The sequence below is a fragment of the Kribbella sp. HUAS MG21 genome (assembly GCF_040254265.1).
In the GTDB taxonomy this organism is placed as follows: Bacteria; Actinomycetota; Actinomycetes; order Propionibacteriales; family Kribbellaceae; genus Kribbella.
This window is the reverse complement of record NZ_CP158165.1, coordinates 3,827,128-3,845,683: the sequence shown is the minus strand read 5'-3', so window position 1 is coordinate 3,845,683 and position 18,556 is coordinate 3,827,128. Positions and strand designations below refer to the sequence as shown.

Sequence of the window (18,556 nt, the reverse complement as noted above, 5' to 3'; positions counted from 1 at the left end):
GGGATTCGGAGTGATCTGCGTCACACGTTGTCGAGAGTTCCTCGCGGTGCTCGACGCAGGGGTGACATCGTCACCGAGCAAGGAGGAAGAGCATGTTCACGGTCGCTTCGAAGGACGGCACCACCATCGCCTACGACCGGCGCGGCAGCGGCCCGGCGCTGGTCCTCGTGGACGGCGCGCTGTGCTCCCGCGCACAGGGCCCGCTGCCCGAGCTCGCCGAGGCGCTCGCGGACCGGTTCACCGTCTACAACTACGACCGGCGCGGCCGCGGCGACTCCGGCGACGCGCCCGAGTACGCGGTGGAGCGCGAACTCGAGGACCTGGCCGCGATCATCGAGGCGGCCGGCGGATCGGCGTACGTCTACGGCACGTCGTCAGGCGCCGCGCTGGCGTTGCGGGCCGCGGCGGCCGGGCTGCCGATCGAGAAGCTGGTCGCGTTCGAGCCGCCGTACGTCGTCGACGACAGCCGCAGGCAGATCCCGCGGAGCTGGGTCGCGGACCTGCAGGCGCTGGAGCCGGGCGACGCGATCAAGTACTTCTTCACCAAGGGCATCGGGCTGCCCGGGATCGTGGTCACGATGATGCGGCTGATGCCGGCCTGGAAGCAGATGAAGGCGATCGCGCACACGCTGCCGTACGACGCCCGGATGCTCGGCGGGAACTGCTTCGGCGACCCGATGGACGCGGCCCAGTGGGCGTCGATCGAGCAGCCGGTGCTGGTCGTGAACGGCGGCAAGAGCCCAGGCTGGATGAAGACGTCGACCCGGGCGCTCGCGGCGGCGGTCCCGGGCGCGCGGCACGCTGAGGTACCGGGGCAGAACCACGTGGTCAGGGCCAGCGCGATTGCTCCGGTGATCGCGGACTGGTGCGAATGAACCGCCACGCCGTCACAATCGCGCCCGCCCGCCCCGCGTGAGCGGGAGCAGGCGGGCGCGACGGACTTGTGATGGCGTGGGCGTCGGCAGGATCAGGCGCCGGTGATCAGCGCGCCGGCGCCCGAGCGGGCGGCGTCGAAGCGCGCCTGGGCGTCGGCCCAGTTCACGACGTTCCACCAGGCCTTGACGTAGTCCGGCTTCACGTTCTTGTACTGCAGGTAGAAGGCGTGCTCCCACATGTCCAGCATCACGATCGGGATCTGCCCGGCCGGCAGGTTGCCCTGCTGGTCGTACAGCTGGTGGACGAGCAGCTTGCCGCCCAGCGCGTCCCAGCCGAGGATCGCCCAGCCGGAGCCCTGGATGGTGGTCGCGCTCGCGGTGAAGTTGGCCTGGAAGGCGTCGAACGAGCCGAAGAACTCGTCGATCGCCGCGCCCAGCTCGCCGTCCGGCTTGTCGCCGCCCTCGGGCGACAGGTTCTTCCAGAAGATCGAGTGGTTGACGTGCCCGCCGAGGTTGAAGGCCAGCGTCTTCTCCAGCCCGACGATCGCGCCGAAGTCACCCTTGTCGCGGGCCTCGGCCAGCTTGTCCAGGGTGTCGTTCAGACCCTTCACGTAGGTCGCGTGGTGCTTGTCGTGGTGCAGCTCCATGATCTCACCGGCGATGCTCGGCGCCAGCGCACCGTAGTCGTAGGGGAGGTCGGGAAGCGTGTACGTGGTCAACTCTGCTCCTTCGTCGGGGCCCCGGCGGGGGCCGATATCTCCGATGTCCTGTTTCAGCGGCACCAGCTTGAAACTTCAACCACGGTTGAGGTCAAGCCGCCACGCGGGCGGGCGCTCGACCGGTGCCCGGCGCGACCGCGTCGACCACCCGCGTACCCACCGGACACCCCCAGCTTCACATATTCCACCCGACGACCCACGAGCGAGTCTCACCTCAGCTGATCGAGTTCCTTCAGGACGGCGCGCAGGGCGTCGGCGAACGCCTCCGGGTGGTCCACGAAGCCGGTGTGGTCGCCCGGGAATCGGGTCGGCTCGACGCCCAGGCCGGCGGCCAGCGCGGTCGACGTCCGGTCGCAGAGCTGACCGGTGGACTCCTCGCCGATCCCGACCACGACGACCGCGTCGCGGAGCTTGCCGAAGTCCGGCAGCCAGGTGATCGACTCGCGCATCTCGTGACCGAACCAGAACCGCTCGGTGGCGACCTGCTCCGGGTCCCGCTCGCCGCCGAACATCATCTCGACCATCTCGTCGGGCAACTGGATGTTCGCCACCGCGAAGAACTGCTTCCAGGCGCCGGTCACGTCACCGGCCAGGTAGTCGGCCATCAGCTGCTCCGACTTCGCGAGCAACTCCTCGGCGTGGGGCAGCAACCGGTCGAGCGGCGGCTCGTGCGCGATCACAGCGCGGACCACCTCCGGGTGGTACTGCGCCAGCGCGAGGGCGCTGACCGCCCCGCCGCTGGAGCCGAGGACGACGGCCGGGCCGGCGTCGACGTGCCGGATCAGCCGGGCCAGGTCGTCGGCCCGCTGCTCGGGACGCGACGTACCGCCGGGCTCCAGCGTGCTCCGCTTCACCCCGCGCGGGTCGAGGGTCAGGACGGTGTGGTCCGCCGCCAGCAGCTCGGCGAGCGGCGCGAACGCGTTGGCGTCCATCGGCGCGCCGACCAGGACCAGCAGCGGCCCTGATCCGCGCACCTCGTAGTACAGCTCTGCTCCGGGAACGTTCAGTGTGTTGTTCATGGCAGTGCCACGAACGGGAGCGCCCGGAATGGACAGCTCAGTTGGCGAAGATCTCCGAGTCCGGGGCGAAGTCCGCCTCCTCGACAACCCGGCGGACCTCGACCTCGGCGCCGAGGGCCTCGGCCAGCCGGGCGGCCCACTCGATCGCCTCGTCGCGGTTGCGGACCTCGACGACGATCATGCCGCCGACCAGTTCCTTGGTCTCCGCGAACGGGCCGTCGGTCACGGTCCGCTTGCCGCCGTCGACCTTCACCCTGGCGCCGAGCGCGCTGCGGTGCACACCCTCCGCGAACAGCAGGACGCCCGCCTTCGACAGGTCCTCGACGACCTTCCCGACCGCCTCCCCGACCTCCGGCGCCGGGAACTTCCCCGCTTCGCTGTCGGCGTCGGCCTTGTTGATGATCATGTAGCGCATCGCTGCTGCTCCCTGCTCGTGTCGGTCCATCACTTACTCTCACGTCGAGCAGACCACGACGGGATCGACATCCGGCTTCAGAGCATTTTCCTGGTCAGTTCGTACAGCCGGCGAGCGTCCTGCGGATCGAACGTCGCCAGGCCCGGGTCGACCGGCTGGCCGACCGCCCGCAGAATCAACCGCTCCGGCGGCTGCGCGTCCATCACGGCCGCCGTGTCCCTGACGCTCTCCGCGGCCGGCTTCGCGAACAGCGCCGCGCTCAGCCGTGCGAGGGCGCGCAGCGGTTGCGGCAGATGGTTCGTGCCGCTCCTCGTGTACGGCGGTTGGACGCCGAAGTACTTGGTCCGTCCGCCGGGGTGGTTCTGGAGGTAGTGCACCGCGAGCAGATCGTTCGCCCGGCCGCCGCTCAGCGTCGCGCGCACCACGTCGTACTTCCGGGTGAACTGCAGGTCGTCCCAGTTCACGGCACCCTTGGTGATGCCGGTGGCACCGAGGTTCGTGATGATCGGGGTGCCGCCACGCTCGAGCAGGCCGGTCAGGCCGTAGCTGAGGATGAAACGGCTCAGGTAGTAGAGCACGAACGTCCCCTCCAGGCCGTCGACCGTCTCGCGGCGCCTCACGAACGGGAGCATCGCGGCCAGCACGAGCGCGTCGAGCGCTTCGTGCCGCGCCTCGACTTCCTTGACCACCCGCTGGTTCTCCGCGATCGACAGCAGATCGGCCCGCACGAACCCGGCCTCCCCGTCGAGCCCTTCCGCCGTTCGCAGGAACTCCGCACCGCGGGACGCAGTACTCCCGATCACCGTCACCCGCGCGCCGCGGCGCAGGTAGTGCAGCGCGATCTCGCGCCCCATGCCGGTCGTACCGCCGGCCACCACGACGTTCTCCATCCCAGCTCCTAAGTCATCGATCGATGACTTAGACCGTAGGGTCCGGCCGCTACCATGTCAACAGTCGATGACTTAGGAGCCGGGATGGCGCACAAGCGGGACCGGGAGGCGACGCGGGCCGGGTTGCTGGAGTGTGCGCGGCTGCGGTTCGCACGGGACGGGTACGACGGGACGAGCGTGCGCGACGTGGCGGGCGACGTCGGGGTCGATCCGGCGCTGGTGTTCCGGTACTTCGGGTCCAAGTCCGGGTTGTTCACCGAGGCGATGGCGACGTCGTCGGCTCCCGTCGCGCTGCCGGACGGACCGGTCGAGGAGTTGCCGGCGAAGTTGCTGCACCAGTTGGTCTTCGAGGACTGGTCGCAGTACGCGGGTGAGCACCCGCTGATCGCGATGCTGCGGTCAGCCGGCCACGAGGACACCAAGGACCGCCTCCGCCGGCAGGTCTGCGACGGGTACCTCGACGTGTTGTCCGGCCTGGCAGGTGGTGCCGAGGACAAGGATCTCCGTACCGAGCTCTTCGCCGCCTGGCTGCTCGGGATCGGCATCCTCCGGACCGCCGTCGGTACGCCGGCTCTCGCGAAGGCGACGGAGGAGGAGCTCCGGCCGCACCTGGAGGCAGTCGTCGAGACGCTGTTCGGTAGCCGTTAGTTCGGGGGCCGCAGCTCAGTCCTCGGCGGCCTCGGCCAGCGAGTGTGGGGGGCGGACCTGGGTGAAGTGGAGGTTGCCGACGGGCATCATCCAGGTCATCACCTCGACCGCGAGCCGGCCCGCGCGGACGGCCGGGTCGGCCTCGGCGTGGGCGCGGGCGGTCGCCGCGTCCACGGACCAGATCGAGAAGCCCCGGTAGCGCTCGTCGTCCTGGTCGACGAGCGGGCCGCGCGCCAGGACCAGGCCGCTCTCCTGCAGCTTCGCGCCGTGCGCGAGGTGCAGGTCCTGCAACGCGGCGGCCTCGTCCTCGGTCATCACCGGGGCATCGGGCCGCAAGGTCAGCAGGATCACCGTGTAGCGATCGAAGCGCATGAACTCACGCTAGCTCGGCTGGTCGCCGTTCGGGTTGTAGGCGCAGGCGTCCGCGAGGTTCTGGGTCGGGCCCGGTGGAGCGGTCGTGGTTGTGGTCGTGGGCCTGCGGGTGGGGGTGCTCGGTGTGGTGGGAGAGGTCGGGGTCGCGGTCGGCGGGGGTGTCGACTCGAGGGCCTTCTCGACGGTGTCGCGAAGCGCCTGATAGTCGGGGTGCAGGTACTTGAGCCGGAGCTTGTCGGAGTCGAGCGTGACGTTCGAGACCGTTCCCGACTTCACCTTCAGCGCGAGCTGCACCAGCGCCGGCAGCAGTTCCTGCGGGATGTCGGTCCGCAGCAGGTTCCGCCCCGCCCGCGCGATCGCCTTGTACTTCGTCACAAGCGTCTGCGGATCGGCCGCGTCGACCATGCTCTTGATCACGCACCGCTGCCGGACCTGCCGCTGGTCGTCGTCGGCGCCGTACCGGCCGCGGGCGAACCAGAGCGCGTGCCGGCCGTCGAGCAGCTGGTTCGGCCCGGGCTCGATCCACTCCTTCGGCGGGATGTGCGCGCTGCTCACGCCGCCCATCGCGACCCGCTCGTTGACGTTCACCCGGATCCCGCCGAGCGCGTCGACGATCTCCGGGAAGCTCTGCAGGTTGACCTGCAGGTAGTAGTCGAGCTTCAGCCCGATCGCCGTACCGACCGACTGCTTCAGGACGTCGGCGCCCTCGTTGTCCGACGGGCCGAGGATGCCGGGATGCGCCGCCGGGACGTTCTGGTACATCGCGGTCAGCATCCACTCGAGCCGCTCCTCGAGGCCGAGCCCTTCCTTGCCGTAGCCGTTCGGGTAGAACCTGTGCAGCGGCGAGTCCTCCGGGAACGGCATGAACGTCAGGTTCCGCGGCAGCGAGACCAGGGCGGTGTTCCCGGTCCGGGTGTCGATGCTCGCCACGATCACCGTGTCGGTGCGCACGCCCTCGCGGCTCGGCGCGTCGTCGCCGCCGAGCAGCAGCAGGTTCAGCCGCGGCTTGTCCTCCCACGGGTCGCGCACGTTGACCGTCGTCGGCCGGGTCGCGCTCTTGCTCTCGCCCTGCGCCTGGAACACGTCCTGCACCAGCGTCCGCTGCGCCAGCACGCTCTGCACGCCGACCGCCGCCGGCGCCGCGATCGCGAAGCACAGCACGCCGACGAAGAACGCCCCGAACGCCCGCCCGCCGGCGCCGCCCGTTGCCGGACGCAATGACCGGTGCGAGGCCACGACGACCACGATCCAGAGGAACGCGAGGACCCCGATCGCCACCGACGTGATCAGCAGCCGGCTCGGTACGACGGCCGCGGCGAGCACCTCGTCGCGCCGGGTGAGGCCGACGTACGCGCCGAGGCCGACCAGCCCGAGGAACAGTGTGAGTACGAACGCACCGGTCTTGCGGCGTCCGCCGACGATCAGTCCGAGTCCCGGAAGCAGTGCCCCCAGCAGCGTGAATCCCAGCAACTTCGGCATCGACCGCGGCCGCTTCGCCGTCGCGCGCGCACTCCCCATCGGCTCCCCTGTCGCCCGTCCCCTGTTCCAGTGTGCGCCCTGAAACGCGCCTCTACCTGTTCAGACGTGTTACAGGGTCATTCGGTTGTCGATCAATCAGGTCGCGGGGCGCCGGGGACGGGCTAGGTCCTGTCTGGTGATCCAGACAGGACCTAGGTTGGTTCGTTGTGCGGATTCTGGTGCTGGGCGGGAACGGGTTCGTCGGGCGTGCGGTCGTGGACGACGCGCTGGCGCAGGGTGCCGAGGTGACGTCGTTCAGTCGCGGCCGGAGCGGTACGCCGCTGCCGGCAGCCGTGACGCAACTGGTCGGGGATCGCGAGGCCGGCGACTACGCCGCACTGCGGTCCGGCGAGTGGGACGCGGTGGTCGACCTGAGCGGGTTCCGGACGCGCGACGTCGACCAGGCGATGGACGTACTCGGCGACCGGGTCGGGCGGTACGTCTTCGTCTCGAGCCACGCGGTCTACGTCCGCGACCTGCCCGCGGGGACCGACGAGACGGCGCCGCGCCGCGAGCCGATGCGGGACGCCGACGTGCTGACGAACGAGACGTACGGACCGTGCAAGGTCGCATGTGAGGACGACGTGGTCGAGCGGTACGGCGAGCGCGCGACGCTCGTCCGGCCGGGTCGCGTCACGGGTCCCGGCGACTCCTCGGGTACGGCGCTCTACTGGATCCGTCGTGGCGCGCGGGGCGGGCGCGTGGCGCTGCCGACCAAACCCGAGGCGCCGCTCCAGTTGGTGGACAGCCGCGATGTCGCGCGGTTGATCACGCGGCTCGTCGGCGACGACCGCTCCGGTGCCTTCAACGCCATCGGCCCGGACTCCACGATCGCCGAGCTGATTCGAACCGCGGCCGAGTTGTCCGGTGCGACAGTCGAGATCGTCCCGATCCCTTTCGACGCCGTCCCGCCGCGCTTCCCGCTGATGGATCCCGAGCCCGAGTGGGGCGAACGCCGCCGCAACCCGGCGAAGGCACGCGCCGCGGGAATGCCGGTCACCCCGCTCCGGAAGACCGTCGAGGACGTCCTCCGCTGGGACCACGACCGAGGCGCACCACCGTTGAGCATGGGACTCACGAAGGAGCAAGAACAACAGCTGCTAGGACAGTGAAAACTACTCGGGCAGCGCGAGGGTTCGGCCGGCGTCGCGGGCTGCGTTGATGGAGCGGGCGAGGGTGTCCTTGAGGGCGCGGGCCTCGTCGCTGAAGCCTTCGACGACGGCGGTGTCGCCGGCCGGTTCGGTCCGGGCGAGGAGCTCGATGTAGCGGTCGCCGTCGTCCAGCGCCGCCTCGGCCCGCAGTGCCGCGTCGGCCGAGCGCACCCGGTCGGCGTAGCGCTCCAGCAGCTCGACCTTGCGCTTGATCGCGTCCGCGGACAGCGCGAGCGCCCGCCGCTGCGGACCCAGTACGGCGTCCAGCTCGGCGGTCGTCGTACCGCGGGCGATCTCCTGCTGACGGGCCCGCAGTACGGTCTGCTCGCGGAGCACCTGCGCGATGTCCCAGAGCTGCTCCGGCAGCACCAGCTCGTTCTTCACGTCGTCCAGCAGCCCCTGCCGGGTGACCGTTGCCTCGAGCACCGTTCGCACCGCGCGCTGCGCCCGGCCGAGGACCCGCGCGGCCTCGTCGTCGAAGTCCTCCGGCAGCAGGTACTTCCCGTACTGCTGCCGGACCGCCTTGTGCCCGCGGTCCTCGGTCATCGACTTCGCCAGGATCCCGCCGGTCGCCACCACCGCGACCCCGGCCAGCACCACGGCGGCCCACGCCGCGACGTCCGTCGGCAGTGTCGCGGCCATCACGATCAGCGCCAGGATCCAGCCGCCGACGCACACCGCGAGCCACACCAGCAAGGTGCCGAACGTGTTGCCCGGCGCCACCGACCAGGACGTCTCACGCTTCGGCCGCGGCGCCCCGACCGCCACGAACAACTCCGGCCGGTGCTCGTACAACCGCCGTACGCCATCAGGCACACCCGGCGCGAACACAGGCTCCATCGCCACCTCCGGAGAAGTCGTCACCACTCAGCGTAGCCGGGCCGCGAGCCCATCGAGGAAGACGCCGAGCCCGAATTCGAACAACTGGTCCAGGTCGTAGTCGTAGTCGAAGCCGTCCGCGAGCAGCTCGCGGAACGCGGTCAGGTTCCCGGCGGCGATCATCAGCGCCAGCTGGTCGGTCTGCTGCGTGACCCACTCGTCCGCGGTCACACCGGTGTCCTGCTCGGCCTGCGCCTCGGCCTCCATCACCAGCGCGATCCCGCGCACGTACGCGAACAGGCTGATGACCGTCGACAGCGCCGCGCTCTTCCCGACGCCGCGCAGCGCCCCCAGCACCGCATCCGTGTGCGGCAGGAGCCGTGGGACCAGCTGCGGCCGGCTCAGGCTGATCGCGCTCGCCAGCCACAGGTGCTTCCGGTACGCCGCCCAGTGCGTCCGCGCGACCAGCGTCACCGTGTCCCGCCAGTGCTCCGGAAGCTCGCCCAGCGGGAACTCGCCGATCGCCGCGTCGACCATCCGGATCACTAGCGCGTCCTTGCCCCCGACGTACCGGTAGAGCGCCATCGTCGACACCCCGAGTTCGGTCGCGATCCGCCGCATCGACAGCGCCGCCAGGCCTTCCGCGTCCGCGATCGCGATCCCCGTCCGCACGACCTCGTCCTGGTTGAGGTCCCCGTCCCGCGATCCCGCGGCCTCGGTACGGCGGGATCGCGGCGGCGGCCCCACCACGGTGCCGACGCCCGGTGCCGCATGCACGAGCCGGTCCTGCTGCAGCGCCTGCAACGCCTTCGTCGCGGTCGCCATCGCCACCCCGAAGTCCCGCACCAGCGCGCGCGTCGACGGCACCCGGTCCCCGGGCCGCAGCTCCCCGCTCTCGATCCGCCGCCGCAGCTCGGCCGCGATCACCTGGTACGGCGCCTCGCTCATCAGCTTCTCCTAGTACACGTACGTCGTACGCGCACTATCTCAGATGCAGACCGAAGCTGACACGTCAGGTTAGGTAAGGCTATCCTCCTGCCCATGCAGGAAACGGTGGGGCTGACAGGCGACGACCTGCGGCTCGGGTATCACGGCCGGCGGGTGGTCGACGGCGCCTCGCTGCACATCGAGGCAGCGAGCGTGACCGCACTCGTGGGTCCCAACGGTAGTGGGAAGTCGACCCTGCTGCGCGCCCTCGCGCGTCTGCACCACCCGGACGGCGGCAGCATCACGTTCCCGGGCGGCGAGAACGCGCTCGCCCTGTCGGCGAAGGACTTCGCCCGCAAGGTGACGTTGCTCTCCCAGTCCCGGCCGACCCCGAACGGCGTCAGCGTCCGCGACGTCGTCGGCTACGGCCGGCACCCGTACCGCGGCCGCTGGCGCAACGACGACGCCGACGGCCCGCGGGCGATCGAGCACGCGATGGCGGTCACCGGCGTCACCGCGATGGCCGAGCGCGGCGTCGACGAACTGTCCGGCGGCGAGCTGCAACGCGTCTGGCTCGCCACCTGCCTCGCGCAGGACACCGGCGTCCTGCTGCTCGACGAACCGACGACGTTCCTCGACCTGCGCTACCAGATCGAGATCCTCGACCTGATGCGCGAGCTCGCCGACGAGCACGGGGTCGCGGTCGGCGTCGTCCTGCACGACCTGAACCAGGCCGCCGCGGTGGCGGACCGGATCGCGCTCCTCGATCAGGGGCGAGTGCGCGCGACCGGTACGCCGGACGAGGTGCTGCGGGCCGACGCCCTCACCTCGACGTACGGCATCACCATCGAGGTCGGGACCGATCCGGTCACCGGCCTGGTCTCCACCCGCCCCATCGGCAAGCACCTCTCCCGCGTCACGACGAGCTGAAAGTCATCCTGATGAGACGAACCGCCCTCGCCCTGGTCGCTGCTGCCCTGTTCGGCCTGACCGCCTGCGGCACGAGCGAACCGACCGCGTCCGACACCCCGAGCAACGCCGCCGCGCAGCCGGTCTCGGTGACCGACGCCCGGAACAAGAAGGTCGACCTGAAGGCGCCGGCCGCCAAGGTCGTCGCGCTGGAGTGGAACGCGGTCGAGAGCCTCGTTTCGCTCGGCGTGATGCCGGTCGGCGTCGCCGACACCAAGGGCTACACGAACTGGGTCACCGCCGAGAAGCTCGACGCCTCGGTGAAGGACGTCGGCACCCGCGGCGAGTCCAGCGTCGACGCGATCGTGGCGCTGAACCCCGACCTGGTGATCACCACCACCGACGAGGCGGCGAACAACATCGCGCAGCTCGAGAAGGCCGCGCCGGTGCTGGTGATCCGCGGCTCGGACGCGAAGAACCCGATCGGGCAGATGAAGACCAACCTCGACCTGATCGCGCAGGCGGTCGGCAAGACCGAGCAGGCCAAGCAGCTGACCGCGGACTTCGACAAGAAGCTTGCCGAGGGCAAGCAGAAGATCGCGGACGCCGGCAAGGCGGGCAGCGGCTTCATGATGGCGGACGGCTGGAAGCAGGGCAGCACGATCACAGTCCGGATGTTCACGAACGGCTCGATGCTCGGCGCGATCTCGACCGAGCTCGGGCTGAAGAACGGCTGGACCGGCGCCGGCGACAAGGACTACGGCCTGGCGCAGACCGACCTCGAGGGGCTGACCAAGCTCCCGGACGGCGAGTTCCTGTACATCGCCAACAAGAACGACGGCGGCGACGTGTTCGGCGGCGACCTGGCCGGGAACGCGATCTGGAAGAACCTGCCGTTCGTGAAGGCCGGCAACGTGCACCGGCTGCCCGACGGCATCTGGATGTTCGGCGGCCCGAAGTCGGCCGGGCAGTTCGTCGACGCCGCCGTCCAGGCAGTCACCTCTTGACCCAGGTGACCGCCCCGGCGCCGGAGGCCGAGACCCTCCGGCAGCCGGTCCGGCGGATCCAGGTAGCCGGGCTGTTCGGCGCCGCGGCCGCGCTGATCGTCGTCCTGGCGGCGGTGCATCTCACCCAGGGAACGTCCTCGGTAGGGGCCGGGGACCTGATCCGGCTGGTCTTCGGCCAGGGGACCGACAACGCCGCGAACGTACTGATCGCGTCGCGGCTGCCACGACTGCTGGCCGGTGTGCTGGTGGGGATCGCGTTGGGGGTGGCCGGCGCCGGCCTGCAGTCGTTGGCACGCAACTCGCTCGCGTCACCGGACACGCTGGGGGTGAACGCGGGCGCGTACCTGGCCGTGGTCGTGGTCGCTGCGTTCGGGGTGCCGCTGCCGGTGCTGCCGGCCGGCGGCGTCGCGTTCCTCGGCGGGCTCGCGGCCGCGGGCCTGGTGCTCGCGCTGTCCGCGGGCGGTTCCACCGGGCCGACCCGGCTGATCCTGGCCGGTTCGGCGGTGGCGATGGCGCTGGGCGGCCTGACCACGCTGATGCTGCTGCTGTTCCGCGAGGAGACGGTCGGCACCTTCGCCTGGGGCGCCGGGACGCTCGTCCAGACCGATCTGGACGCGGTCACCCAGATGGCCCCGGTCGTCCTCCTCGGCCTGGTCGGCGCGTTCCTGCTGGCCGCGAAGCTCGACATCCTGACGCTGGGCGACGACACCGCGTCGGTCCTCGGCGTGAACGTACGCCGTACGCGGGTGCTCGCCACCCTCGCCACGGTGCTGCTCTCGGCAGCCGCCGTGACGGTCGCGGGACCGGTCGGTTTCGTCGGCCTGGTCGCGCCGGTCCTGGTGCGCCTGCTCGCCCCGCTGGTCCCCGGTCTGCTCCGGCACCGGGTCCTGCTCCCGCTCTCCGGCCTGACCGGCGTCCTCGTCGTACTCGCGTCGGACGTCGTACTGCGGGCAGCGTTCGGCGGCCAGGCCGGCGTCGAGATCCCGACCGGCATCATGACGATGGTCGTCGGCGCCGTCGTACTGATCTGGCTGGCCCGCCGGCACCGTGACTCCGGCCCGAGCCGCGCTCCGGCCGGTGCCGGCAGCGGGCTCCGTAGTCGCCGTACGTTCTGGCTGGTCACGATTGCGCTCGCCGTACTGCTCGCGGGCGCGGCGGTCGGCGCGATGCTGACCGGCGACGCCTTCCTGCGTACCGGCGACATCGTGAACTGGGTCAACGGCAACTCCGGCCGGGCGATCACCTACGTCCTCGACCAGCGGTTCCCGCGGGTGCTGGCCGCGCTGCTGTGCGGCGCCGCGCTCGCGATCGCCGGAACGACGGTGCAGGCGGTCTGCCGCAACCCGCTGGCCGAGCCGGGCATCCTCGGCATCACCGGCGGCGCGGGCGTCGGCGCGATCGGCACGCTCATCCTGTTGCCGTCAGCAAGCATCTGGCTGCTGTCCGGTGTGGCCGCGGTCGCCGCGGTGATCACGTTCGGGCTGGTCTACCTGATCTCCTGGCGCGGCGGGCTGAGCTCCGATCGGCTCGTGCTGATCGGGGTCGGCGTCTCGTCGGCGGCGACCGCGATCATCACGCTGCTGATCGTCGCCACCGATCCGTGGAACCTCAGCCTCGCGATGACCTGGCTGTCCGGCAGCACCTACGGCCGGACGCTCCCCCAGATCGCACCGGTCGCACTCGCGCTGTTCGTACTGACCCCGCTGATCGCGCATCTGCGGCGTGATCTGGATCTGCTCGCGCTCGACGACGACGTACCGCGCATCCTCGGCGTACGGCTGGAGCGGACCCGGTTGCTCGCGCTGCTCGCGGCCGCGCTGCTGACGGCCGCCGCGGTCTCGGCGATCGGCGTGGTCGGGTTCGTCGGTCTGGTCGCCCCGCACGCGGCGCGCGCCCTGATCGGCGGCCGGCACGCGCGGATCCTCCCGGTCGCGGCCCTGCTCGGCGCGATCCTGGTCAGCCTCGCGGACAGCCTCGGCCGCACGGTCCTGGCCCCCGCGCAGATCCCGGCCGGCCTGCTGACCGCCCTGATCGGCGCCCCGTACTTCGTCTACCTGCTCTGGCGCACCCGGGTGCCGACGCGCTGAACGCGTGTCAAGATGGGCGGCATGCTGCGCGAACTGCAACTCACCGGGAACCCGGACGCCGACAAGCTGCTCAACGACGACCCGTTCGCCTTGCTGGTCGGCATGCTGCTCGACCAGCAGTACCCGATGGAGCACGCCTTCTCCGGCCCGCTGAAGATCGCGAACCGGATGGACGGCTTCGACCTGCACAAGATCGCGGCGACCGATCTGGAGACGTTCGTCGAACTCTGCGTCACGCCGCCGGCGATCCACCGGTACGGCGGTTCGATGGCCCGCCGGGTGCACGCGCTCGCGCAGGAGATCATCGAGAAGTACGACGGCGACGCCGCGAACATCTGGCTCGCCGGCCGCCCGAAGCCCGACGGCCCCGAGGTCCTCAAGCGGCTCAAGGCGCTGCCGGGATTCGGTGAGCAGAAGGCGAAGATCTTCCTGGCCCTGCTCGGCAAGCAGCGCGGCGTGACGCCGAAGGGCTGGCGCGAGGCCGCCGGCAACTACGGCGACCGCGGCTCCCGCCGCTCGATCGCCGATGTCACCGACGCCGCCTCGCTGGCCGAGGTCCGCTCGTTCAAGAAGGCCACCAAAGCCGCCGCCAAGGCCGCCGCGGAGGTCTGATCCGCGCGTGGGGAGGAGCACGGATGGATATCCGAGACCTTGATCGACGAGCCGGCGCAGTCCTCGGCGAAGTCGTCATGCAGGTGCGGCCCGAGCAGCTGTGGTTTCCCACCCCGTGCCCGGACTGGACCGTGCGCGGTCTCCTCCGGCATCTCGTCAGCCAGAACGAAGGCCTGGCCGCGGCCGCGCTGAACGGCTCCGCTTCCGTGCATACGTGGAACAGTGGCCGCCTCGGCGACAACCCGGCGGGTGCCTACCGGCGCTCGAACGTGCGGGTCGCGGACGCGTTCGCCGACGGCGGCGCGCTGGACCGGCTGGTGGAGGTCCGCGAGTTCGGCTCGTTCCCGCGCCGAATCGCGCTGACCTTCCACCAGCTCGACTGCGTCGTGCACGCCTGGGACCTGGCGCGCGCGATCGACGTCCCGTACGACCCGCCGCCGGACATGGTCGAGATGGCGCTCGCGCTGGCCCGCCGGATCCCCGACACCGCCGCCAACCGCGGCTCCGGCTACGCGTTCGAACGCAGCGTCAAGGTCTCCGGCACGGCCCCCGACCTCGACCAGCTACTCGGCCTCCTCGGCCGCAACCCGGAATGGGTCTCCCCGCTGGACTGAGTACTCCGGAAGTTCGATGGCGTCGGGCTTCGCCGCCGCGGTCTTCGCGAGTACGCCGGACAGCAGCCGCGACGTCATCACCCGCAGCATGAGGTCCCGGTACGCGATCCCGAACGCGGACATCGGCATCGCCAGCTTGATACCGCCCGGCGGCAGCTCCATCCGCTGCTCGACGTACGGCTGCATCCGGGCCTGGTACGCCGCGAACGCACGCTCGTGATCGCCGTCCGCGGCGGCCAACTCGCCTGCCAGGACGTACGCGCCTACCAAGGAGAGCGCCGTACCGTGGCCGGCCATCGGCGAACCGCAGTACCCGGCGTCGCCGACGAGCGCGACCCGGCCGCGCGCCCACCGCGGTACGACGACCTGGCTGGTCGTGTCGAAGTAGAAGTCGTCGGCCGTGTCGAGGCCCCGCAGGACGTGGGCGGTGTGCCAGCCGAGGCCTTCGAAGCGCGACCGCACCAGCCGCTTCTGGGCCGCGACATCGCGCCGGTCGTAGCTGAGCAGCGGCGAACGGAAACTCAGCAGCGCCTTCACGTACCGCGGATCGCGATCCGGGCGGAGGCCGACCCAGCGGCCGCCGGGGGCTGTGTAGAGCTTCATCCAGTGGTTCAGGTCCTCCGGCGCCTCGATCGTGAAGTACGACGTGTAGCCGCCGAGGTGCCGTACGAACTCCTCCTCGGGCCCGAACGCCAGCCGCCGGATCCGGGAGTGCACGCCGTCCGCGCCGATCACCAGGTCGAACCGCCGCCGGGTCCCGCTCGCGAACGTCACGTCGACACCGGCCGCGTCCTGGTCGAGCGCCGTGACCGAGTCGCCGTACAGGTACTCCACCTCGGTCGTCGCCCCGGCCAGGATCGCGGCGAGGTCACCGCGCAGGATCTCGATCTCGGCGACCGGCCCGGCGCCGTCGAGCAGCTCGGCGGGCATCGCCGCGGACCGCCGCCCGTCGGCCCGCACGTACTCCAGGCCGCGTTCGTGCAGCCGCCGCTCCATCACTGCCGGCAGCAGCCCCATCCGGTCGGCCACCACCCGCGACACCCCGCGCAGGTCCACCGTCTGCCCACCCGGCCGCGGCGCCGGCGCGATCTCCACCACCGTCGGCGCGAACCCGAACCGCCGCAACCAGAACGCCAACGCCGGCCCCGCGATCCCGCCACCGGAAATCAGCACAGTCTTCATTTCTCACCCTCCAAGCTAGTGCGCGTACGCCGTACACTGCACTAGTCAGAAGGTGCGGGTCCAGCGCGCACTAGTGCACTGGGTGAGGGGCGTACCTAAGAACGGGTAGTGGTGGCACCAGGGCGCGACCGGCCGCCAGCGGCCACGCTCAACTGCGGGCTGGGTATGGGACCACGACCCGTCCTTCGGTACAGCGCTACAGAGTGAGCGCCAACCGAGTCGCCTGCTCGATAGCCCGCTTGGCGTCCAACTCGGCCGCGACGTCGGCCCCGCCGACCAGATGGACGGGGCGGCCGGCGAGTGCCTCGGCCAGCTCGCGGACCGGCTCCTGCCCGGCGCAGATCACGATCGTGTCGACCGACAGTACGCGGGGCTTCTCGTGCTTCGGGCCGAAGGAGATGTGCAGGCCCTCGTCGTCGATGCGTTCGTAGTTGACGCCGCGCAGCTGCTCGACCTGCTTGTTCTTCAGCGCGGCCCGATGCACCCACCCGGTCGTCTTGCCGAGTCCGGCGCCGATCTTCCCCGGCTTGCGCTGCAGCAGATACACCTTCCGCGGCGACGGCTCCGGCCGCGGTACGGCGAGAGCGCCGGGCAGCTCCGTCGGATCGCCGACGCCCCATTCCGCCTTCCACGCTTGAAGATCCGGCGCCACGGGCGTGGTCAGGAACTCGCTGACGTCGACCCCGATCCCACCGGCCCCGATCACCGCGACCGCGTCCCCGACCGGGCGCCGGTCGTGGACCACGTCGACGTACGAGAGCACCTTCGGGTGGTCGATGCCGGGGATCGCCGGCACCCGCGGTACGACGCCGGTCGCGAGCACGATCTCGTCGAACCCGGCGAGGTCGTCGGCACCGGCGCGGCGGCCGAGGTGCAGCTTGACGCCGGTCAGCTCGAGCCGCCGGCGGTAGTACCGGATCGTCTCGGCGAACTCCTCCTTGCCCGGGATCCGTTGCGCGATCCCGAACTGCCCGCCGATCTCCTCGTCCGCCTCGAACAGCTGAACCCGATGCCCGCGCTCGGCCGCCGTCACCGCCGCGGCCAGCCCGGCCGGTCCGGCGCCGACGACCGCGACGTCCTTGGTACGGCGGGTCGGCAGCAGCCGCAGCTCCGTCTCGCGCGCCGCCCGCGGGTTGACCATGCAGCTCGCCTTCTTTTTCGCGAACACATGGTCCAGACACGCCTGGTTGCAGGCGATGCAGACGTTGATCTCGTCGGCGCGGTCCGTGGTTGCCTTGAGCACCCAGTCCGGGTCGGCCAGGAACGGGCGCGCCATGCTGACCAGGTCGGCGTCGCCACGGGCGAGCACCTCCTCGGCGACCTGCGGCAGGTTGATCCGGTTCGAGGTGACCACCGGGATCGTCACGTGCGGCTTGAACGCGGCGGTGACGGAAGTGAACGCTGCCCGCGGCACCGAGGTGACGATCGTCGGGACCCGCGCCTCGTGCCAGCCGATGCCGGTGTTGATGATCGACGCCCCGGCGGCCTCGATCTTCTTGCCCAGCGCAACCACGTCGTCCCAGGTCTGGCCGCCCTCTACGAGATCGGCCATCGACAACCGGTAGATGATCAGGAAGTCGGCGCCGACGCGTTCGCGGGTGCGGCGGACGATCTCGACCGCGAGCCGGCGGCGGTTCTCCGGGCTGCCGCCCCAGCGGTCGGTCCGCCGGTTCGTCCGCTCGGACAGGAACTGGTTGATGAAGTACCCCTCGGAGCCCATGATCTCGACGCCGTCGTACCCGGCCTCGCGGGCGAGCGCCGCGCAGTCGACGTACGCCTCGACCTGCCGCAGGACACCGCGATCCGAGAGCGCGCGGGGTTTGAACGGGTTGATCGGGGCCTTGAGCGCGGAGGCCGAGACGCTGAACGGGTGGTACGCGTACCGGCCGGCGTGCAGGATCTGCAGAGCGATTCGGCCGCCCTCCGCGTGCACCGCGTCGGTGAGTTGGCGATGAGCACGGGCCTGGCGGTGGCTGGTGAGCTTGGAGCCGAACGGGGTCAGCCAGCCCTGCCAGTTGGGCGCGTAGCCGCCCGTCACCATCAGGCCGACGCCGCCGCGGGCGCGCTCGGCGAAGTACGCCGTCAGCTTGGGCAGGTCGCTCAGCCGGTCCTCGAGGCCGGTGTGCATCGACCCCATGATCACCCGGTTCGGCAGCACGACATGGCCGAGATCGAGCGGCTCGAGCAGGTGCGGATACCCGGTCATCGGTGGTCCTTTCGGAGGGCGGCGATCACCTCGTCGCACCAGGCGACGAACGACTCCTCGGCGCGGATCCCGCCGCGCAGGACGAGGTACTGGTGCAGGTCCCGGCCGTGCAGGCTGCCGGACTTCGGGAAGTCGCGCTGCTGGATGCCGCGGTACACCTCGAGCCGCGTCGCGTGCTCGGCCCGGTGCCGCTCGACCTCCTTCAGCACCACGTCCACGTCCCCCAACGAGGCGCCGCGGAGCTTCACGCCCAGGCCGTCCCGCAGTACGGCGGGATCCTCCGGCTCGGCGAGCCAGCGCGACAACTCCGCACGTCCGGCGGCCGCGACCCGGTAGACCTTCTTGTCCGGGCGGCCGTCCTGGGCGATCGCGGTGTGCTTCACCCAGCCGGCCTCCTCCATCCGGCGCAGCACCCGGTAGATCTGCTGGTGCGTCGCCGGCCAGAAGTACCCGATCGACCGGTCGAACCGCCGGGCCAGCTCGTACCCGGACCCGGCGCGCTCGGTCAGCGAAACCAGGATCGCGTGCTCCAGCGCCATGCCCGGCAGCGTACCTATGCAACGCGTTGCAGTGCAGCTGATTGCAT

The 18,556-nt window shown here is 70.8% G+C and carries 19 protein-coding genes; 8 read left to right on the top strand and 11 right to left on the bottom strand.

Going from position 1 to position 18,556, the window contains the following annotated elements; genetic code table 11:
- The first annotated feature begins 92 nt into the window (after positions 1-92).
- Positions 93-875: an alpha/beta hydrolase gene (locus ABN611_RS18890; protein ID WP_350281201.1), complete on the top strand. Its 783-nt coding sequence runs from the start codon at positions 93-95 to the stop codon at positions 873-875.
- A 92-nt stretch (positions 876-967) separates the two neighbouring features.
- On the opposite strand, the gene ABN611_RS18885 is transcribed toward ABN611_RS18890, so the two are convergent.
- The 4 genes from ABN611_RS18885 to ABN611_RS18870 all read right to left on the bottom strand — a co-directional run bounded on the left by ABN611_RS18885 (position 968) and on the right by ABN611_RS18870 (position 3,918).
- A complete protein-coding gene (locus ABN611_RS18885; RefSeq protein ID WP_350281200.1) occupies positions 968-1,594 on the bottom strand; it encodes a superoxide dismutase in 627 nt (208 codons plus the stop codon).
- Positions 1,595-1,803: 209 nt separating this feature from the next.
- Positions 1,804-2,613, bottom strand: a complete 810-nt coding sequence (locus tag ABN611_RS18880; RefSeq protein ID WP_350281199.1) for an alpha/beta hydrolase — start codon at positions 2,611-2,613, stop codon at positions 1,804-1,806.
- Between the two features lie 37 nt (positions 2,614-2,650).
- A complete protein-coding gene (locus ABN611_RS18875; protein WP_350281198.1) occupies positions 2,651-3,028 on the bottom strand; it encodes a YciI family protein in 378 nt (125 codons plus the stop codon).
- 77 nt (positions 3,029-3,105) lie between these two features.
- The gene (locus tag ABN611_RS18870; protein ID WP_350281197.1) at positions 3,106-3,918 is read right to left on the bottom strand and encodes an SDR family NAD(P)-dependent oxidoreductase; all 813 of its coding nucleotides are present in this window, start codon (positions 3,916-3,918) and stop codon (positions 3,106-3,108) included.
- Positions 3,919-4,002: 84 nt separating this feature from the next.
- Here ABN611_RS18870 and ABN611_RS18865 point away from each other — a divergent pair, with 84 nt between their 5' ends.
- Positions 4,003-4,566, top strand: a complete 564-nt coding sequence (locus tag ABN611_RS18865) for a TetR family transcriptional regulator (RefSeq protein ID WP_350281196.1) — start codon at positions 4,003-4,005, stop codon at positions 4,564-4,566.
- Between the two features lie 15 nt (positions 4,567-4,581).
- Here the strand turns inward: ABN611_RS18865 and ABN611_RS18860 are convergent, their stop codons facing one another.
- Entirely contained in the window at positions 4,582-4,938 is a 357-nt protein-coding gene (locus ABN611_RS18860) for a YciI family protein (RefSeq protein WP_350281195.1), read from the bottom strand.
- Between the two features lie 9 nt (positions 4,939-4,947).
- On the bottom strand, positions 4,948-6,456 hold the full coding sequence (locus tag ABN611_RS18855; RefSeq protein ID WP_350281194.1) for an LCP family protein: 1,509 nt from the start codon (positions 6,454-6,456) through the stop codon (positions 4,948-4,950).
- A gap of 167 nt (positions 6,457-6,623) precedes the next feature.
- Between ABN611_RS18855 and ABN611_RS18850 the strand changes: the two genes are divergently transcribed.
- Positions 6,624-7,568: an NAD-dependent epimerase/dehydratase family protein gene (locus ABN611_RS18850; protein ID WP_350281193.1), complete on the top strand. Its 945-nt coding sequence runs from the start codon at positions 6,624-6,626 to the stop codon at positions 7,566-7,568.
- A gap of 3 nt (positions 7,569-7,571) precedes the next feature.
- Here the strand turns inward: ABN611_RS18850 and ABN611_RS18845 are convergent, their stop codons facing one another.
- A complete protein-coding gene (locus ABN611_RS18845; RefSeq protein WP_350281192.1) occupies positions 7,572-8,471 on the bottom strand; it encodes a hypothetical protein in 900 nt (299 codons plus the stop codon).
- A gap of 3 nt (positions 8,472-8,474) precedes the next feature.
- Entirely contained in the window at positions 8,475-9,374 is a 900-nt protein-coding gene (locus ABN611_RS18840; RefSeq protein ID WP_350281191.1) for a GntR family transcriptional regulator, read from the bottom strand.
- Positions 9,375-9,467: 93 nt separating this feature from the next.
- Here ABN611_RS18840 and ABN611_RS18835 point away from each other — a divergent pair, with 93 nt between their 5' ends.
- The 5 genes from ABN611_RS18835 to ABN611_RS18815 are packed head-to-tail and all read left to right on the top strand — an operon-like array spanning position 9,468 to position 14,582.
- Positions 9,468-10,283: an ABC transporter ATP-binding protein gene (locus tag ABN611_RS18835; protein WP_350281190.1), complete on the top strand. Its 816-nt coding sequence runs from the start codon at positions 9,468-9,470 to the stop codon at positions 10,281-10,283.
- An 11-nt stretch (positions 10,284-10,294) separates the two neighbouring features.
- Positions 10,295-11,269 (top strand): iron-siderophore ABC transporter substrate-binding protein, encoded by a 975-nt coding sequence (locus ABN611_RS18830; RefSeq protein ID WP_350281189.1) that lies wholly within the window; start codon positions 10,295-10,297, stop codon positions 11,267-11,269.
- 5 nt (positions 11,270-11,274) lie between these two features.
- Positions 11,275-13,356, top strand: a complete 2,082-nt coding sequence (locus ABN611_RS18825; RefSeq protein WP_350281656.1) for an iron ABC transporter permease — start codon at positions 11,275-11,277, stop codon at positions 13,354-13,356.
- 21 nt (positions 13,357-13,377) lie between these two features.
- Entirely contained in the window at positions 13,378-13,968 is a 591-nt protein-coding gene (locus tag ABN611_RS18820; RefSeq protein WP_350281188.1) for an HhH-GPD-type base excision DNA repair protein, read from the top strand.
- 23 nt (positions 13,969-13,991) lie between these two features.
- Positions 13,992-14,582 (top strand): TIGR03086 family metal-binding protein, encoded by a 591-nt coding sequence (locus tag ABN611_RS18815; RefSeq protein ID WP_350281187.1) that lies wholly within the window; start codon positions 13,992-13,994, stop codon positions 14,580-14,582.
- Here the strand turns inward: ABN611_RS18815 and ABN611_RS18810 are convergent.
- From ABN611_RS18810 to ABN611_RS18800, 3 genes are all read right to left on the bottom strand, one after another.
- Entirely contained in the window at positions 14,532-15,764 is a 1,233-nt protein-coding gene (locus ABN611_RS18810) for an FAD-dependent monooxygenase (RefSeq protein WP_350281186.1), read from the bottom strand. The genes ABN611_RS18815 and ABN611_RS18810 overlap by 51 nt on opposite strands.
- A gap of 196 nt (positions 15,765-15,960) precedes the next feature.
- Entirely contained in the window at positions 15,961-17,970 is a 2,010-nt protein-coding gene (locus ABN611_RS18805; RefSeq protein WP_350281185.1) for an NADPH-dependent 2,4-dienoyl-CoA reductase, read from the bottom strand.
- Positions 17,967-18,509 carry a PadR family transcriptional regulator gene (locus tag ABN611_RS18800; protein WP_350281184.1) on the bottom strand — a complete coding sequence of 181 codons (543 nt, stop codon included), beginning with the start codon at positions 18,507-18,509 and terminating at the stop codon, positions 17,967-17,969. The genes ABN611_RS18805 and ABN611_RS18800 overlap by 4 nt, the downstream gene beginning before the upstream one ends.
- Positions 18,510-18,556: the final 47 nt, after the last annotated feature.

Bases quoted from the DNA above. Each gene is read 5' to 3' on its own strand.
- ABN611_RS18890 (WP_350281201.1), top strand. From the start codon at position 93: ATGTTCACGGTCGCTTCGAAGGACGGCACCACCATCGCCTACGACCGG.
- ABN611_RS18880 (WP_350281199.1), bottom strand. From the start codon at position 2,613: ATGAACAACACACTGAACGTTCCCGGAGCAGAGCTGTACTACGAGGTG.
- ABN611_RS18875 (WP_350281198.1), bottom strand. From the start codon at position 3,028: ATGCGCTACATGATCATCAACAAGGCCGACGCCGACAGCGAAGCGGGG.
- ABN611_RS18870 (WP_350281197.1), bottom strand. From the start codon at position 3,918: ATGGAGAACGTCGTGGTGGCCGGCGGTACGACCGGCATGGGGCGCGAG.
- ABN611_RS18865 (WP_350281196.1), top strand. From the start codon at position 4,003: ATGGCGCACAAGCGGGACCGGGAGGCGACGCGGGCCGGGTTGCTGGAG.
- ABN611_RS18860 (WP_350281195.1), bottom strand. From the start codon at position 4,938: ATGCGCTTCGATCGCTACACGGTGATCCTGCTGACCTTGCGGCCCGAT.
- ABN611_RS18855 (WP_350281194.1), bottom strand. From the start codon at position 6,456: ATGGGGAGTGCGCGCGCGACGGCGAAGCGGCCGCGGTCGATGCCGAAG.
- ABN611_RS18840 (WP_350281191.1), bottom strand. From the start codon at position 9,374: ATGAGCGAGGCGCCGTACCAGGTGATCGCGGCCGAGCTGCGGCGGCGG.
- ABN611_RS18835 (WP_350281190.1), top strand. From the start codon at position 9,468: ATGCAGGAAACGGTGGGGCTGACAGGCGACGACCTGCGGCTCGGGTAT.
- ABN611_RS18830 (WP_350281189.1), top strand. From the start codon at position 10,295: ATGAGACGAACCGCCCTCGCCCTGGTCGCTGCTGCCCTGTTCGGCCTG.
- ABN611_RS18820 (WP_350281188.1), top strand. From the start codon at position 13,378: ATGCTGCGCGAACTGCAACTCACCGGGAACCCGGACGCCGACAAGCTG.
- ABN611_RS18815 (WP_350281187.1), top strand. From the start codon at position 13,992: ATGGATATCCGAGACCTTGATCGACGAGCCGGCGCAGTCCTCGGCGAA.
- ABN611_RS18810 (WP_350281186.1), bottom strand. From the start codon at position 15,764: ATGAAGACTGTGCTGATTTCCGGTGGCGGGATCGCGGGGCCGGCGTTG.
- ABN611_RS18805 (WP_350281185.1), bottom strand. From the start codon at position 17,970: ATGACCGGGTATCCGCACCTGCTCGAGCCGCTCGATCTCGGCCATGTC.
- ABN611_RS18800 (WP_350281184.1), bottom strand. From the start codon at position 18,509: ATGGCGCTGGAGCACGCGATCCTGGTTTCGCTGACCGAGCGCGCCGGG.